General features: G+C 65.4%; 13 protein-coding genes. 8 read left to right on the forward strand and 5 right to left on the reverse strand.

Annotated elements, in window-relative coordinates:
• Positions 1 to 74: 74 nt before the first annotated feature.
• From I6F20_RS33775 to I6F20_RS33785, 3 genes are all read right to left on the reverse strand, one after another.
• Positions 75 to 1169, reverse strand: a complete 1095-nt coding sequence (locus I6F20_RS33775; protein ID WP_036024045.1) for an HD-GYP domain-containing protein — start codon at positions 1167 to 1169, stop codon at positions 75 to 77.
• Positions 1170 to 1576: 407 nt separating this feature from the next.
• Positions 1577 to 3859 (reverse strand): xanthine dehydrogenase family protein molybdopterin-binding subunit, encoded by a 2283-nt coding sequence (locus I6F20_RS33780; protein WP_225130188.1) that lies wholly within the window; start codon positions 3857 to 3859, stop codon positions 1577 to 1579.
• Positions 3856 to 4347, reverse strand: coding sequence for a (2Fe-2S)-binding protein (locus I6F20_RS33785; RefSeq protein WP_025033225.1), 492 nt, complete (start codon positions 4345 to 4347; stop codon positions 3856 to 3858). The genes I6F20_RS33780 and I6F20_RS33785 overlap by 4 nt, the downstream gene beginning before the upstream one ends.
• Positions 4348 to 4831: 484 nt before the next feature.
• Here I6F20_RS33785 and I6F20_RS33790 point away from each other — a divergent pair, with 484 nt between their 5' ends.
• From I6F20_RS33790 to I6F20_RS33800, 3 genes are all read left to right on the forward strand, one after another.
• Positions 4832 to 5596, forward strand: coding sequence for an alpha/beta fold hydrolase (locus tag I6F20_RS33790; RefSeq protein WP_225130190.1), 765 nt, complete (start codon positions 4832 to 4834; stop codon positions 5594 to 5596).
• Positions 5597 to 5620: 24 nt separating this feature from the next.
• A complete protein-coding gene (locus I6F20_RS33795) occupies positions 5621 to 5956 on the forward strand; it encodes a hypothetical protein (protein WP_225130192.1) in 336 nt (111 codons plus the stop codon).
• A 167-nt stretch (positions 5957 to 6123) separates the two neighbouring features.
• Positions 6124 to 6795, forward strand: coding sequence for a dienelactone hydrolase family protein (locus I6F20_RS33800; protein WP_225130194.1), 672 nt, complete (start codon positions 6124 to 6126; stop codon positions 6793 to 6795).
• Between the two features lie 142 nt (positions 6796 to 6937).
• Here I6F20_RS33800 and I6F20_RS33805 read toward each other — a convergent pair whose 3' ends face one another.
• Entirely contained in the window at positions 6938 to 7684 is a 747-nt protein-coding gene (locus I6F20_RS33805; RefSeq protein WP_036002627.1) for a polysaccharide biosynthesis/export family protein, read from the reverse strand.
• A gap of 133 nt (positions 7685 to 7817) precedes the next feature.
• A complete protein-coding gene (locus I6F20_RS33810; protein ID WP_025033220.1) occupies positions 7818 to 8135 on the reverse strand; it encodes a hypothetical protein in 318 nt (105 codons plus the stop codon).
• A gap of 423 nt (positions 8136 to 8558) precedes the next feature.
• Between I6F20_RS33810 and rpsT the strand changes: the two genes are divergently transcribed.
• From rpsT to I6F20_RS33835, 5 genes are all read left to right on the forward strand, one after another.
• Positions 8559 to 8825, forward strand: a complete 267-nt coding sequence (gene rpsT, locus I6F20_RS33815) for a 30S ribosomal protein S20 (protein ID WP_036002606.1) — start codon at positions 8559 to 8561, stop codon at positions 8823 to 8825.
• Positions 8826 to 10098: 1273 nt separating this feature from the next.
• Complete coding sequence (dnaA, locus tag I6F20_RS33820; protein WP_036024069.1) at positions 10099 to 11508, forward strand: chromosomal replication initiator protein DnaA; 1410 nt, start codon at positions 10099 to 10101, stop codon at positions 11506 to 11508.
• A gap of 257 nt (positions 11509 to 11765) precedes the next feature.
• The gene (gene dnaN, locus I6F20_RS33825; protein ID WP_225130196.1) at positions 11766 to 12884 is read left to right on the forward strand and encodes a DNA polymerase III subunit beta; all 1119 of its coding nucleotides are present in this window, start codon (positions 11766 to 11768) and stop codon (positions 12882 to 12884) included.
• Between the two features lie 161 nt (positions 12885 to 13045).
• Positions 13046 to 14182 (forward strand): DNA replication/repair protein RecF, encoded by a 1137-nt coding sequence (recF, locus tag I6F20_RS33830; RefSeq protein WP_036002616.1) that lies wholly within the window; start codon positions 13046 to 13048, stop codon positions 14180 to 14182.
• A 120-nt stretch (positions 14183 to 14302) separates the two neighbouring features.
• Positions 14303 to 15037 (forward strand): hypothetical protein, encoded by a 735-nt coding sequence (locus tag I6F20_RS33835; RefSeq protein WP_225130198.1) that lies wholly within the window; start codon positions 14303 to 14305, stop codon positions 15035 to 15037.
• Positions 15038 to 15112 lie beyond the last annotated feature (75 nt).

Raw genomic sequence — 15112 nt, forward strand, 5'->3', positions numbered from 1 at the left:
ATGGTGGGTTACGCCTGGCGCCTGCGCTTCGCGCAGCCGTGAGGCTAACCCACCCTACGACTACGGCATCCCGACTAAAACGACCCCAGCGCGACCGGACGGAACGCCTGCAGCAGCTGCTGGTCGAGCTTGCCGCCCATGCCTTCCATCATCGTGAAGGCGCGGGAGTGGGTGAAGGGCATGCGGTAGGCGCGCTTCTCGACGAGCGCGGCGTAGATGTCGACGATTGTCGTCAGGCGCACGATGTCGCTGATCTGGTTCGACGACAGGCCGTTCGGATAGCCGGAGCCGTCGAGGAATTCGTGGTGATGCAGCACCACGTCCAGCATCTCCGGCGGGAAGCCGCCTTGCGCGGCGAGCGCATCATAGCCGCGGCGCGGATGCTGGCGGACCTCAGCCATCTCCTCGTCGGTGAGCTTGCCGGGCTTGTCGAGCAGCCAGGCCGGAACGAAGGCCTTGCCGACGTCGTGCAGCAGCGCGGCGCGGGTCAGGCGGCGCTGGTCGTCCTCGCGCATGCCGAGATGCTGGGCGAAGGCGACGGCGAAGCCGGTGACGAACAGGCAATGGCGGTAGCTGCCGACATGGTGACAGCCGACCGTGGTGAGCCATTCCCGCAGCGAGGAATGCTTGATCGCCTTCAGGATCTTGCTTTCGGCGGCGATGACGTCATCGAAGGTCAGGGGCACGCCGAGTGGCAGCTTCTCGAACATCTTGGTCAGCACCGCATGCGCCGCCTCGACGCCGCGGTTGAGCGTCTTGCCGCGATCGGTCGCGTCATAGGCCGCGGTGTCCGGGAAGGCGGCGCGGATGCGCTGCAGGATGGCCTCGGCCTGGAGCGGCCGCGAGATGGTGTCGGTGGCCCCGAGCGCCCAGGCCTGCATGGTGCCGTGATGCAGGGCGTCCGCGAGCACGAACAGCCGCGGCATCGAACGATAGGCATCGCCGCGCAGCTTGTTGCGGACCCGCTGCACGCTGTCGGGCGAGCGCAGATTGATGTCGACCACGAGCCCGGAGAGATCGCGCGACGGCTGGGCGGGGATTTCGTCCGTCTTCACCGTGGAGACGTCGCCGACCGCTTTCAGGATGCTGGCGAGCTCGCTGCTCCCGTCGCTCCGATCGGAGGCGAGCAGGAGCCGGCGTTTGGCGGCGGATTTGGCTGTGGCGTTCATGGCTTCCCCCACAAGGACCGGAAACTCGGGCGTATTGGCCGATGAGCCTAAGCCGGATCAGGTTCTCTGGCCCTTAAGAGGCGTGCTCAATGGAACCTTGGGGAATTGCACGCAATTTTACGGATTGGGGTTCAGGGGGGAATTTCACAACCGGCGAAAACAACCCCATGCACAGTAGAACGGGCATTGATGGATAAGGGGAATTTTGGACGCTATCGCCCCGCCGTCCGTTGTCGTCGCCCGGCTCGACCGGGCGACCCAGTACGCCGAGACGGCGCGGCCGAAACCGAGAAGCCACGGCGTACTGGATGCCCCGCCTTCGCGGGGCATGACGGTGAGGGTGCCCCCAAACAAATCCGCCGGAGGCTGGCTCCGGCGGATCATCTCATTCGGCATCGCAGCGCGGCTTACGCCTTCATGCTCGCCTTCACGGCTTCCGCGGTGATCGGCAGGGCGCGGACGCGGGCGCCGCTAGCATTGAAGATGGCGTTGCCGATGGCCGGCGCGACCACGGTGACCGCGGGCTCGCCGACGCCGGTGGCCTTCTCGCCATTGGCGATCACGGCGATCGCGACCTCGGGCGTCTGGCTCATGCGCAAGGGCGTGTAGCCATCGAAATTGGTCTGCTCGATGCCACCGTCCTTCAGCGTCGCCTTCTCGTACATCGCCAGCGACAGGCCCCACAGCGCCGCGCCCTCGACCTGGGCGCGGACATTGTCGGGATGCACCTGCGTGCCGACGTCGGTTGCGACCGTGAGCTTCTTCACGGTCACCTCCCCCGACGGCGCGACGGCGACGTGAGCCACGCACGCCGTCCAGCTCGCGGTCGCCCGCTCCTGCGAGGAGACGCAGGCGACGCCCATGCCCTCGCCTTTCGGCAATTGCTTGGTGCCGTAGCCGGACAGTCCCATCGCGGCGAGCAGCGTGTTGCGCAAGCGCTGCGCGCCGCCGTCGTTCTTGCCGGCGCCGTCGAGCAACGAGATGCGGAACTGGGCGGGATCCTTGCCCGTCGCCGCCGCGATCTCGTCGATCATGCTTTCGACCGCCCAGAAGGTCCAGCCCGGCGCCACCGAGCGAAGCTGGCCGGAGGGCGTGGCGTTGTGCGCGAGCTCGTTCTTGATCGCGCGCACATAATGGTTGGGCACGGTGTAGAAGAAGTCCGCGCCGTTCACAGTAAAGGAATCGAGCGGGCCCTTCTTGTCGACCGAGGGCGTCAGGAAATCGGGGATTCCCCAGCGCGCGGTCGGCCAGGCCGAGACCACGTCGTGGCTGATCGCAATGAGCTTGCCATCGCCGTCCACGCCGGCCTTCACTTTTTGGTAGGTGAGCGGACGCGAGAAATCCATCGTCATGTCGTTCTCGCGCGAGTAGATCACCTTCACCGGCTTGCCGACGGCCTTGGCCGCCTGCACCGCCGGAATCATCATGTCGGCATCGAGACGCCGGCCGAAGCCGCCGCCCAGCCACATCTGGTGCATGACCACGAATTTCGGATCGATCCCGGCAGCTCCCGCCGCGATCGCGCCGGAGCGCGTTGCGAACTGGTTGCCGGAATAGATGTGCAGGATGTCGCCCTTGAACTCCGCGGTGGCGTTCATCGGCTCCAGCGGCGCGTGGATGTTGATGCTGGTGGTGTATTCCGCCTCCACCACCTTGGCCGCCGAGCCGAAGGCTGCATTGGGATCGCCGTCCTTGACGAAGAACTGGCCGGAATCGTCCAGCTTCTGGAGCCGCTTGGCCTCGTCGAGCAGCGACTCGCTCGACACCTTCGCATTCGGTCCCGCGTCATAGGCGATCTTCAGCGCCTGCGCCGCTTTCTTGGCGTTGGCGTAGGTGCTGGCGACGGCGACGACCCAGCCCGATGTCGTGCCGGTCTTGTCGTCGAGCGTGACGGCCTTGATGAAGCCCGACACCTTCTTTGCCGCGCTGTCGTCGACCGATTTCACGGTGGCGCCGAAGCGCACCGGCGGCGTGACCAGGGCGCCATAGGCCATGCCCGGCAGCATCACGTCGATACCGTACTTGGCCGTGCCGTTGGTCTTTGAGGGGATGTCGAGTTGCGGAACCGAGACGCCGATCATGGTGTACTGGTCCGGCGATTTCAGCTTGATCGCCTTCAGCTCGTCGGGCGTGAAGGTTTTCGTCGCCTTGCCGCTTTTCACGACATCGGCAAACGACATCTGCTTCTTCGATTTCGGATGCACGATCATGGAATCGCGCACCACGAGCTCCGATGCCGGCACGCCCATGGCGGCGGCGGCACCTTCGGTCAATGCGATGCGACCGGCGGCGCCGGCGCGGCTCATCGCTTCGAAGTTCATCATGGTCGACCAGCTGCCGCCGGTGATCTGGGCGCCGAGCACGGGATCGTTGAACTTGGGATCGTTGGAGGCGAGCGCTACGCGCATGTCGCTCCATTTCGCGCCCAGCTCCTCGCAGACGATCTGAGCCAGGGTGGAGGCGATGTGCTGGCCCATATCCGCCTTGCCGCAGGTCACGGTCACGAGCCCGTCCGGCGAGATCGCGTACCAGATGCTCGGCTCGAAATTGGCGGGCGCGGCGGCGGCCGACTGGATGCCGGGCACGCCGGCATAGCCGAGCACGAGGCCGGTCGCGGCGGTGCCGACGAGGAAGGAGCGGCGGCTGAGATCGGTCGTCTCAGGTGTCACGTTCTTGACATGCTTGTTCATGTGGGCCTCCGCTCGCTCGAGGTGGCGGACGCCGTGCGCATCTCGGATGCGGCGCGCATGATCGCCTTCTGGATCCGCGAATAGGTCATGCAGCGGCAGAGATTGCCGTCCATATGGGCGACCACTTCCTCCTTGGTCGGATTGGGATTCTTGGCGAGCAGCGAAGCCGCCTGCATGATCTGGCCGGACTGGCAATAGCCGCATTGCGGCACCTGCTCGGCGATCCAGGCCTTCTGCAAGGGATGATCGCCCTTGGCGGAGAGACCTTCGATGGTGGTGATCTTCTTGCCGGCGACGTCACTGAGCATGGTCTGGCACGAGCGCACGGCTTCACCGTTGACATGCACGGTGCAGGCACCGCACAGCCCGGCACCGCAGCCGAACTTGGTGCCTGTCATCTGCAATTGCTCGCGGATCGCCCAGAGGAGCGGCGTGTCGTTCGCCGCATCCACGGACAGACTCCGCCCGTTGATGGTGAGAGTTGGCATAGGCGTCTTCCCCTGCCGGTGCATGAAGCCGCTTACGGCGGCAATTTGAATGGCGGACGCCCACCGGGCTGGCGTCAGCCTTGCCGGCGAGAATGATCGCGTTCCGGCGCGGAGGCAAATGCAATTTGGAACGAGTCGAAAAAGCGCTCGCCACACTCGCCCGTTGTGCGCCGCGCCAAGGGCGTCGACGCAGCCACTGGACACAACAGCGCATGCCTCCGGCAGGCGTGCTACGCATTCAGGCAGTTTCTTCGAGGTAACTTGGCGAGCTAAGGTGCAGCCGCGGCCGCTTTCTTCCTTCTCCCCTTGTGGGAGAAGGTGGCGCGAAGCGCCGGATGAGGGGTTGTATCCGCGCACTCGCATTGAGAGAGTCATGCGCGGATAGAGACCCTCACCCGGCTTCGCTTTCAGCGAAGTCACCCTCTCCCGCAAGGGGAGAGGGTGCAGCGGTGTCGTGGCGAGGAAAAAGAAAGGGCGGGAAGCAATGCCGGAGATCAATCGCGACGGCGTCAACATCTACTACGAGGTTCATGGCAACGGGCCGCCGCTGCTGCTCACGCACGGCTATTCCTCAACGTCGGCGATGTGGCATGGGCAAATCGACGCGCTGGCGAAGGACCACACGCTGATCCTGTGGGACATGCGCGGCCACGGCCAGTCCGATTACCCTGACGATGCGAGTGCTTATAGCGAAGACCTCACGGTCGGTGACATGGCGACGATCCTCGATGCGGTCGGCGCGAAGCGCGCCATCATCGGCGGGCTTTCGCTCGGCGGCTACATGTCGCTGGCGTTCTATCGCGCACATCCGGAGCGGGCCCGCGCGCTACTGATCATCGACACCGGCCCCGGCTTCAGGAAGGACGATGCGCGCGAAGCCTGGAACGCGCGGGCGCTTGCGACCGCCGACCGGCTCGACCGCGAAGGCCTCGAGGTCTTGAAAGCGGCGACGCGCGAGCGCGCTACCGCGAGCCATCGCAACGCCAGCGGGCTTGCGCTCGCCGCGCGCGGCATGCTGACCCAGCGCGATGCGCGCGTGATGGAGCTGTTGCCTGAGATCAAGGTGCCCAGCCTGATCGTTGTCGGCGCCGACGACACCCCGTTCCTTGCTGCCTCCGACTACATGGCGGCGAAGATTCCCGGCGCACAAAAGGTCGTGATCCCCGCGGCCGGACACGCCGTCAACATCGATCAGCCCGAGGCTTTTGTTGACGCGGTCGTGCCTTTCCTGAAGAACTTGCCGGCATAGGGCGATCGAGCAAGGACACAGGCGATGAAGCTGATGATGCTGGCTGCGGGCACGATGCTGCTGTCGATCTCCGCGCAGGCCGAGCCGTTCGGCGCCGTGCCGCAGCGCCAGCCTTTCGTCACGACCTTGTCGAATAACATTCCGCTCGCCTTCGGCATGGATGCCGAACAGACCGGGCGCGCCCTCGGGCAGAAGCTGCAATATGTGCGGGGACGTCCCGGCCACGAGATCTATCTCGCCTTGCGCAATATCGGCGGCAGCGGCCTGATCCCCCATCGCCACCGCCTGTTCCTGCAATTCCGCCACGGCCGGCTGGCCGGATGGAAGGAGGATTACGGCGAGAACTGGATGTGGGAGTGAGGTGTTACCCCTCATCCTGAGGAGCTTGCACAGCAAGCGTCTCGAAGGATGCAGGCCCGGCTGCTGCATCTCGGCCTTTCATCCTTCGAGACGCGCGCAGGTGCGCGCTCCTCAGGATGAGGGGAGAGAGCTGAATTTCGGATCGACAACCAAGAAGGACAACCCGCGTGGGACGGGACATCAAGCTGACGGCCTCGGACAATTTCCAGCTCGGCGCCTATCGCGCCGATCCCGCCGGCACGCCGAAGGGCGCGGTGGTGGTGATCCAGGAGATATTTGGGGTCAATCACCACATCCGCTCGGTCTGCGACCGCCTTGCCGGGGAAGGCTATGTCGCGATCGCGCCGTCGATCTTCGACCGGACGGCGCCGAACTTCCAGTCGGGCTATTCGCCCGACGAGATCGCGGAGGCGCGCAAGTTCGTGGCCAATCCGGACTGGGCCGCGATGCTGCGCGACACGCAGGCTGCGATCGATGCGGTCAGAAGCGTCGGGCCCGTCGGCATCATCGGCTTCTGCTTAGGCGGCAGCATCGCCTTCGTCGCGGCGACGCGACTGACCGGCCTGAAGGCGGCAATCGGTTATTACGGCGGCGCCGTCGTGCGCTTCGCCGACGAGACGCCGAAGGTGCCGACCCAGCTGCATTTCGGCGAGAAGGATGCCGGCATTCCGCTCGCCGATGTCGAGACCATCAAGTCGAAGCGGCCGGATGTGGAGGTCTTCATCTATCCAGGCGCCCAGCATGGTTTCCATTGCGACGAGCGCGCCAGCTACGACAAGGCCAGCGCAGACATCGCCTGGCCGCGCAGCATGGATTTTTTCGCGAAGCATTTGACGTAGGTAGCGGCCGGCTCTCGCACCGTCATGCCGGGATGCGCCGCGCAGCGGTGCAGACCCGGAATCCATCGGGCATCAGAGCCAGTCGAGGAATGGATTCCGGGCTCGCGCTACGCGCGCCCCGGAATGACGAGGGGAGAGAGCCCTAGAACCAGCGCTCGCCGACGAACACGGTGTCGCCGGGCGCGAGCGGCGTGCCGAGCGGCACCACGGCGCGCATGGCGCCGCCGTTCTCGGTGTGCGTGACGGTGACCATGTCGCGCTTGGCGCGCGGCGAGAAGCCGCCGGCGATGGCGACCGCGCTCTCAACCGTCATGTTCGGCACGTAGGGATATTGGCCGGGCGCGAGGACCTCGCCGAGGATGAAGAACGGACGATAGGTCTCGATCTCGACCGCCACCGAAGGCTCGCGGATGTAGCCGTTGCGCAGGCGTGCGGCGATCTCGCCGGCCAGCCCCGCCGTGGTGCGGCCGCGGGCGGGCACCGCGCCGATCAGCGGCATGGTGATGGAGCCGCCGGCGTCGATCGCATAGCTGTTGGTGAGACCTTCCTGGCCGTAGACCACGACGCGGAGCTTGTCGCCGGCGTCGAGATGGTAGGAGGGGCCATTGCGCACCGGCACCGCCATCGGCGCGGCGTAGCCGACAGGCATCGGTGCGGGCGAAGCGGCAAAGGAATTGCTGAGCGCTGCGATCGCGCCACCGCCGTTATTGGCGACGACGACCGGCCGCGGCGCATTATAGGGCTGGCCATAGGCCATGGCATCGAGATCGGGACGAGGCTGCACCATCGCGACGGGAGTTGCGGTCTGCATGCAGCCGCCCAAAGCGAGCGCGGCGGACGCTGCCAAGGACGCCAAGTTCGACCATCGAAACGCGCGTGCAACCGGCACCGGACCCATCCTCGAAACGAGACGGCTCCAGTGATGCACCGGTTATGGTTAATAAAGCGTTGAGTGGGGCTCCAACCCTCCCCTGGAGGGGGAGGGTAAGAAGCAGCGCTGTTACGCGGCGCCAGCTGCAGGCTCAATCCCGGGAATAGCCGATCAGCGGTTTCCGCGGGCGGAACAAGATCATCAGGAGGATGCCGAGAATGCCGAGGACGGCGAAGACCGGCTGCTCCAGCACCAGGCGGATCACCGAGGTCCAGAGCCAGGGCGCCTTGGCCTCGACCCAGGTGCGGAAGGCCGATTGGCTGGCCTGATTGATATCGTTCCAGAACTGGCCGAAGCGGGTGAATTTGAGGGTCTGGTCGGCCACCCAGCGGGCGCCGTCATAGACCATGAAGATGAACCCGCCGGCGAGCAGCAACAGCCCTATCAGTCGGAAAAAGCCGCGGATCATGCCTCACCTACGATGGCCGTCGAAGCGGACGACCTTTTCGGAACGATGCCAGCCAATAGCCGGGCGACGGCAGAAATTCAACCTCTTCAGGGCGTTACGGCACTCATCCAGGCCGCCAAAGGGGCGTTTCCGGCGCCCGAAAGCGTTGACGGTGCGAAAGACCCTCTCTATAAGGGCGCCAACTGGCGGTGGGCGCAATCCCGCCGCCGCTGTTCTTTGAGCAGTTGCAGGCACCCTGGGCTTCAGGACTCATCCGAGCTTGAAGACACCTTGGAGCCTCAGAGACAGCCGCAAGGCGGTCGCTCATGTTCCGGGAACGGCCCAGCAACCGAACACCCTAAATCCGAGCGTCGATTCCGCGGTCAAGCAAGCCGGCGCTACCCGACCAAGACGCGACCGGTACCCGCAAAGGACATTGAGACCATGGCCAATACCACTTCCGCCAAGAAAGCGACGCGCAAGATCGCCCGCCGCACTGCCGTCAACAAGTCGCGCCGCACCCAGATGCGTGGCGCCGTGCGCAACGTCGAGGAAGCCATCGAGAGCGGCGACCGCGCCGCTGCCGTGAAGGCGCTCGCGACGGCCGAGCCCGCCTTGATGCGCGCCGCCCAGCGCAACATCATTCACAAGAACAACGCCAGCCGCAAAGTCTCGCGCCTCACCGCGCAGATCGCCAAGCTCGCGAAGTAAATCTGCTAAGTCATCTTGGCGACATCGTCTGATCGGTCGATCCGGTCAGCGCGTCAAACAGCCCGGCCTCGCGCCGGGCTTTTTTGTTGACTGTCACATTCACGCAAGCAGTCACGCGAGGCTCACGCCTCGCTTGGATGATTTACATCGTCTGCGTCAGTCTTCATTCCGTAATTCTACCTGCCGATGTTCTGCAACAGAGGAAACTTCACTGCGTTGCAAAAAACCCCTGTGAGGCGGGCGCGAATTGAATCGATGGCCGATGAGAGTTCTGCACACCGTAGATTCACCGGAACGTGTGTCACGGTGGAGTTACCCTGCAAAACGAGTCTCGAAAAGCGATGGCTCGATAATCACTTATCAACATAGCAGGGACAAGCATTTGGAAAATTCGCCCGCACGTCGGGCGCATGACGAATTTATAAAAATAATTTGGCGCTGAACGAGAATTGTCACATGACGCGCGGCCTTCTCGATTCTGTGCACGGATTCAAAAACTTGCTTCGCAGCCTGTGAACAACTCCTGTGCGACGTTAACCGAGGTCAAGTTTTTTGACGGCTCAACTGTGAATCAATTTCGTTGCGAGTCTTTCCGCTTAGTGTATTCCTTAACCCAGTCAGCGGCGCCCACGATCTTCAGACCAGCGCGGTTTAGGAAACGGGGCGAGCGTGCAAATCGGCGGCGGTGTGCACGTAGGCGACGCTTCAAAAAGTGATGTCGGTGCAAAACCCACAGCAATGTGGGAATGGTAGCTCTTTGTCTGAATGTTTCCAAGCGGGACCTTTCCCGCTCGCGCAAGGCGCATCTACTCGCGCCAGGCTCATATGAGAGACATCGCGAAGCTACCCCGGCACGCAAGGTGGCGAAGTCGAGCGGACGACTAGTACATTTGGGCAGGCATCCGCGACAGGAGTACGGCGCGGTTGTCTTTAGGACACGCAGGACCTTGTCGTGAGCGATCACGGCAGGACGGGGAGGTATCATGTCTTACGGACTCAACGCGGTATTGCAGCACGTTTCCTTTTCCAACGATGCCGTTTCAGCCCCGTCGGATTTCCAGCCTCCCGCGCGTGACGGAGCGCCGAGTACGCGCTGACCTCGCGACCCCACCATCTCTGACATCGCTGATCTGACCCGCGGCGTTCGCGCCGAACGGTCGAGCCATGCCCGACGATGGACTCGCTCGAGGTCGCGCCACTTCAGGGACCGTGGCAGGAACCCTGCATGGCGCTCACAAACGCAACTATATCTCTCAAGAGAAGTTTTCTGACGATGACAATGGAACAGGATCGCTGGTCACGCGTGAAGGGTCGGCTGCGCTCGAGCGTTGGCGAGGACGTCTACACAAGCTGGTTTGCGCGCATGGATCTGGAAGGCGTGCAGGACGAGAGCGTGCGGCTCTCGGTGCCGACGCGGTTCCTGAAGAGCTGGATTCAGGCCCATTATGCCGAGCGCGTGCTGTCGTGCTGGCAGGCCGAGATGCCGGAAGTGCATCGCATCGACCTCACGGTGCGGTCCGCCGTGCGCCCCTCGGCGCAGCCGAAGGAAGCGCCCGCGCCGGTCGAGGCGCGCCGCGCGCCGATGCCGGAATTGCGCTCGACCGCGACCGCGCCGGTCTCGGCCAATCACGACGCGCTCGGCGGCTCGCCGCTCGATCCGCGCCTGACCTTCGCGAGCTTCGTCGTCGGCCGCTCCAACACGCTGGCCCATGCGGCCGCGCGCCAGGTCGCCGAAGGGCGTCGTGGCGACCCCGTGATGTTCAACCCGCTCTACATCCATGCCGGCGTCGGCCTCGGCAAAACGCATCTCTTGCAGGCCGTGACCTGGGCCGGCAATTCCGGCAACGAGCGCAAGGTGCTGTATCTCACGGCCGAAAAATTCATGTATGGCTTCGTCGCCGCGCTGAAGACGCAGACGGCGCTGGCCTTCAAGGAAGCGCTGCGCGGCATCGACGTGCTTGTCATCGACGACCTCCAGTTCCTGCAGGGCAAGTCGACGCAGGCCGAGTTCTGCCACACGCTGAACGCGCTGATCGACGCCGGCCGCCAGGTCGTGATCGCGGCCGACCGTCCGCCGTCCGATCTGGAAAGCCTCGACGATCGCGTCCGCTCGCGGCTCGCCGGCGGGCTCGTGGTCGAGATGGGATCGCTCGGCGAGGAGCTGCGCCACGGCATCCTGAAGTCGCGCGTCGCGGCGGCCCGCGCCCATCACGCCACGTTCGAGGTGCCCGAGGAGGTGCTGCATTATCTGGCGCGCACCATCACCCATAACGGCCGCGACCTCGAAGGCGCGATCAACCGGCTGCTGGCGCATTCCAAGCTCAACAACCGGCCGGTGACGCTGGAGATGGCCGAGCACGAGGTGCGCGACCTGGTGCGGCCGCAGGAGCCGAAGCGGATCAAGATCGAGGACATCCAGCGCGTGGTGGCGCGCCAGTATAATGTCAGCCGCTCCGACCTCTTGTCATCGCGCCGCACCGCCAACGTGGTTCGCCCGCGCCAGGTGGCGATGTATCTCGCCAAGACGCTGACGCTGCGCTCGCTGCCCGAGATCGGCCGCCGCTTCGGCGGGCGCGACCACACCACCGTGCTGCACGCGGTGCGCAAGATCGAGGCGCTGGTCTCCAAGGACACCGCGCTGTCGGAGGAAGTGGAATCGCTGAAGCGCCAGCTTCAGGAATAAAGGCCTAGGGCTCCCGCCCTGCTCCCGCCGCCCCGGCTTGCCTGGGCGGCGGTCTTCGTTTTGGGCGGTAAATCGTGGGGAACTGGCCCCAATGCCTTGAATCTGCGGGCCATCCGCGCCACCTTGCGCGACCCAGACGGCTTTGGTCATATCGGCAGGAATGATCCGGCCGGTCGGGGTCTTCGATGCCTGGCGCGCGTCCCGCCGCCCGGCCTTCTCAACGCTGTGTTTTCCTAAGGGATCGGGCGAGTAGTGCAATGAAGGTTACGGTCGAACGCGCACAACTGCTGAAGTCGCTGGGCCATGTCCACCGCGTGGTCGAGCGCCGCAACACGATCCCGATTCTCGGCAACGTGCTGGTGCGCGCCGAGAACGCGAAATTGTCGCTGAAGGCGACCGACCTCGACCTCGAAGTGACCGAGACGCTGCCGGCGGAAACCGCGACCGCGGGCTCCACCACCGTGCCGGCGCACATGTTCTACGACATCGTGCGCAAGCTGCCGGACGGCTCGCAGATCGTGCTGGAGGCCGACGGCGACCGCGCCGTGCTCGCCATCCGCGCCGGCCGCTCGCGCTTCACGCTGCAGACGCTGCCGGAGAACGATTTCCCGGATCTGGCCGCCGGCGACATGTCGCATTCGTTCTCGCTCGCCGCCAAGGACGTCAAGCGGCTGATCGACCGCACCCAGTTCGCGATCTCGACCGAGGAGACGCGCTATTACCTCAACGGCATCTATCTGCATGCCGCCGGCACGCCAAAGGCCGCCACCCTGCGCGGTGTCGCCACCGACGGTCACCGCCTCGCCCAGCTCGACCTGGTGCAGCCCAAGGGCGCCGAGGGCATGCCCGGCGTGATCGTGCCGCGCAAGACGGTCGGCGAGGTGCAGCGCCTGATCGAGGACACCGAGGCCGAGATGACGATCGAGCTGTCGCAGGCCAAGATCCGCTTCACCATCGGCAACGTCGTGCTGACCTCGAAGCTGATCGACGGCACCTTCCCCGATTACGGCCGCGTCATTCCGCAGAACAACGACAAGGAGCTCATCGTCGACAAGAAGGATTTCGAGAACGCGGTCGACCGCGTCTCGACGATTTCGAGCGAGCGCGGCCGCGCGGTCAAATTGTCGCTGTCGGCGGGCAAGCTGGTGCTGTCGGTGACCAATCCGGATTCCGGCAGCGCGACCGAAGAGCTCGAGGTCGAATACGCCTCCGACGCGCTCGATATCGGCTTCAACTCCCGCTATCTGCTCGACATCGCCGCCCAGATCGAAGGCGACGTCGCCACGCTCCGCCTCGCCGATCCCGGCTCGCCGACCCTGGTGCAGGACCGCGACGACAAGAGCGCGCTGTACGTGCTGATGCCGATGCGGGTGTGAGACCTACCGGCATCCACACCTGTCACTACATCGTCATGGCCGGCGTAGCCGTCCGAAAGGACGGCGTCGCTTTGCTCCGCCTATGTCCCGGCCATCCACGTCTTCGGAGCCAAGAACGTGGATGCCCGGCACAAGGCCGGGCATGACGGAAAACGGATCTCATGACCCCCTCCCGCATTCATCGGCTGACGCTGACGCATTTTCGCAATTACCGGGCGGCGGGGCTCGAGACGGCGGCTGATCTGGTGGCGCTGGTCGGACCGAACGGGGCGGGCAAGACCAATTGCATCGAGGCGATCTCGTTCCTGTCGCCGGGCCGCGGCCTGCGCCGGGCGACGCTGGAGGATGTCGCCGACAACCAGGGCGACGGCTCCTGGGCGGTGTCGGCGCAGGTCGAGGGCGCGCTGGGGCTGGCGACGCTCGGCACCGGCATCGATGCGCCGCGCGCGGATACCACGGTCAGCCGGCGCTGCCGCATCGACCGCGAGCCGGTGGGCTCGGCCAGCGCCTTCGGCGATCATATCCGCATGGTGTGGCTGACGCCGGCCATGGACGGGCTGTTCATGGGCGCAGCGTCCGAACGGCGGCGCTTCTTCGACCGTCTCGTGCTCGCCATCGACAGCGAGCATTCCAGCCGCATCAACGCGCTCGAGCGCTCGTTGCGCTCGCGTAACCGCCTGCTGGAGACGCGCAATTACGACGACCATTGGTGCGACGCGATCGAGCGCGAGACGGCCGAACTCGCCGTCGCGGTGGCGGCCACGCGCGGCCAGACCGCGGCAAGGCTCACCGGCATGCTCAACGCGCGCGCACAGGCATCCGCATTTCCGTCCGCTCAGATCGCGCTCGACGGCTGGATGGAGAATGCGCTGCTCGAGGAGACCGCGACGTCGGTCGAGGACCGCTACCGCCAGATCCTGCGCGACAACCGCCCGCGCGATGCGATCGCCGGCCGCACCACCGATGGCCCGCATCTCACCGACCTCCAGGTGATCTACGCGCCCAAGAGCATGCCGGCGCGCGATGCCTCTACCGGCGAGCAGAAGGCGCTGCTGATCGGCCTCGTGCTGGCGCATGCGAGCCTGGTCGCCGAGATGACCGGCATCGTGCCGCTGCTGCTGCTCGACGAGGTGGTTGCGCATCTCGATCCGAACCGCCGGGCGGCGCTGTTCGATGAGCTGAAGAAGCTCGGCGCGCAGGTGTGGCTGACCGGTGCGGATCCTGCCGCCTTCGCCGAGATCGGCGCGGGGGGCGAAGTGTTTGACGTCGAGAGCGGACGAGTCTCGGCCCGCAGCTAGGCCGCCGCATTGAACCCGCCTGTTCCAGATCGCGACTAGCTGCTTGAGGCCGCAAGAAGCGGCCATCGCGCAGCACTCGGACATGCGCGACATCCTTCGCGATATTTTTGGAGCATGAGCATGACGGCGGTGAGGCATGGGGCGCAAGCCCCGGCACGATGGCAGTTGTTTGCGTGCGGCTTCGCCCTGCTTGCGATGTGCATGCTCGCGGCCAGCGCCGGTGCCTCGCTGCCGCATCTGTTTCCGACGCCGCTCACGCTGGATTCCGATGCCAAGCTGCCCGCACCGACCCGCTATACTTACAGGGGGATCCACAGCACGCTGATGCAGGGCGTCGACGCGCCGCTCCGCGTCAGGCTGGAGGCCACCGTGCCCGCGGGGATCAGCGACGTGCTCGCCTTCTACCGGACCGAGCTTCGCAAGCTCGGCTGGCAAGAGCAGCATGATGGCGCCGTGATCAACGCCGATCACGTCCGGCTCGCCTTCGTCTCGCCGCTGGGGCCGGCCGCGCTGATGCTCGATCGCAAGGATTCCGGCACCTCGGTTCATCTGGTGCAGAAGAACGCGGACACGGCGACGAAGGCGAACGTGCTGCCCGAGCCCGGCCAGGCGAAGCTGGTGTTCAGCAATATCGGCGACAAGGAAGCGGTCCTCACCATCAACGAGCGGACCATCCCGCGCCCGGCCGGCGCGAACGCCGTCGCGCTGGACCTCGCGCCGGGCGAATATTCGTACAGGCTGGGCGTCCCGGGCCAACCCGCCACCACGAACATCCTCACCGTCGCCGCCGGCGACACCTGGGAGCTCACGGTCGGGCGCGACGGTGACGCCTGGCCGCCGTTGCAGCTGTACTGAGCCTGTTGAACCTCTCCGGTTCCCGGCGCGACTTCTCGTCTGAGGCCGCGCCGACGGCGCCGCAGCCCGCCAATG

It is taken from the genome of Bradyrhizobium sp. IC3123, assembly GCF_020193625.1.
Taxonomy (GTDB): Bacteria; Pseudomonadota; Alphaproteobacteria; order Rhizobiales; family Xanthobacteraceae; genus Bradyrhizobium; species Bradyrhizobium yuanmingense.

Coding starts and splice junctions, on each gene's coding strand:
- I6F20_RS33790 (WP_225130190.1), top strand. CDS start 4,832: ATGCCGGAGATCAATCGCGACGGCGTCAACATCTACTACGAGGTTCAT.
- I6F20_RS33795 (WP_225130192.1), top strand. CDS start 5,621: ATGAAGCTGATGATGCTGGCTGCGGGCACGATGCTGCTGTCGATCTCC.
- I6F20_RS33810 (WP_025033220.1), bottom strand. CDS start 8,135: ATGATCCGCGGCTTTTTCCGACTGATAGGGCTGTTGCTGCTCGCCGGC.
- dnaN (WP_225130196.1), top strand. CDS start 11,766: ATGAAGGTTACGGTCGAACGCGCACAACTGCTGAAGTCGCTGGGCCAT.
- I6F20_RS33785 (WP_025033225.1), bottom strand. CDS start 4,347: ATGCCAACTCTCACCATCAACGGGCGGAGTCTGTCCGTGGATGCGGCG.
- recF (WP_036002616.1), top strand. CDS start 13,046: ATGACCCCCTCCCGCATTCATCGGCTGACGCTGACGCATTTTCGCAAT.
- dnaA (WP_036024069.1), top strand. CDS start 10,099: ATGACAATGGAACAGGATCGCTGGTCACGCGTGAAGGGTCGGCTGCGC.
- I6F20_RS33835 (WP_225130198.1), top strand. CDS start 14,303: ATGACGGCGGTGAGGCATGGGGCGCAAGCCCCGGCACGATGGCAGTTG.
- rpsT (WP_036002606.1), top strand. CDS start 8,559: ATGGCCAATACCACTTCCGCCAAGAAAGCGACGCGCAAGATCGCCCGC.
- I6F20_RS33775 (WP_036024045.1), bottom strand. CDS start 1,169: ATGAACGCCACAGCCAAATCCGCCGCCAAACGCCGGCTCCTGCTCGCC.
- I6F20_RS33780 (WP_225130188.1), bottom strand. CDS start 3,859: ATGAACAAGCATGTCAAGAACGTGACACCTGAGACGACCGATCTCAGC.